General features: G+C 32.4%; 2 protein-coding genes. Both read right to left on the bottom strand.

Annotated features, from left to right (window positions below; genetic code table 11):
• Positions 1-26: 26 nt before the first annotated feature.
• Positions 27-302, bottom strand: coding sequence for a type II toxin-antitoxin system RelE family toxin (locus CH376_RS23980; protein WP_100788619.1), 276 nt, complete (start codon positions 300-302; stop codon positions 27-29).
• Positions 292-534: a type II toxin-antitoxin system TacA family antitoxin gene (locus CH376_RS23975; protein ID WP_100788617.1), complete on the bottom strand. Its 243-nt coding sequence runs from the start codon at positions 532-534 to the stop codon at positions 292-294. Before CH376_RS23975 ends, CH376_RS23980 begins: the two co-directional genes overlap by 11 nt.
• Between the last annotated feature and the right edge of the window lie 93 nt (positions 535-627).

Here is a 627-nt window from a genome sequence, read left to right as displayed (position 1 = left end):
CCGAAGTTAGGCGATGCGACCGCATTTTACTTGTAACTATCTTTCCTTTGGTCAACATCAACAAAAATAACTAATAGCTCATTATCCTTTATTAGATAAAATAATCGATATTTTCCAATCCGATATCGATAAAGTCCGTCAAAATCACCTTTAAGTTTCTTAATATTCGGCCCAAAGAATGGATTCTTTTTTAGAATTGGATAAACGTAATCCGAAAGTTTCTTTTGAAGCTGAGAAAATTGACGATCTCTTAATTTACTTTGAAATAGCTCCGTTTCTGCTATTTTATATTCAACGGACAACTTTGTATTTTCCCTGACTTGCTTCCTTTATACCTTTCTTTAAAGATAATACGAGTTGTTTGTTAGAAAGGATTTCATCCATTTCTTCATCCGAAGCATAAAACTCGTTCGCTAAGTATTGAATAGCTGCGTTTTCCACAAAATTCGAAATTGTTCGTCTTTCTCCCTCGGCAGCTTTTTTGAAAATATCGTAAATTGGATCATCAATTCTCAAAGTGATGGTTTTTGACATTGCTTATTTACCTTCATTTTTATTCAAAATACAGCATTATAATTCAGTTGTCAAATCACTTTTAAAACCAAAAACTGCCGTTCTTTCTATTGT

It is taken from the genome of Leptospira adleri, assembly GCF_002811985.1.
Classification (GTDB): Bacteria; Spirochaetota; Leptospiria; order Leptospirales; family Leptospiraceae; genus Leptospira; species Leptospira adleri.
The sequence above is the reverse complement of the archived record's forward strand: the minus strand, read 5'-3'. Positions and strand labels throughout refer to the sequence as shown.

What these genes read in the sequence shown, in the direction of transcription:
- CH376_RS23975 (WP_100788617.1), bottom strand. Translation starts at nt 534, where the DNA reads ATGTCAAAAACCATCACTTTGAGAATTGATGATCCAATTTACGATATT.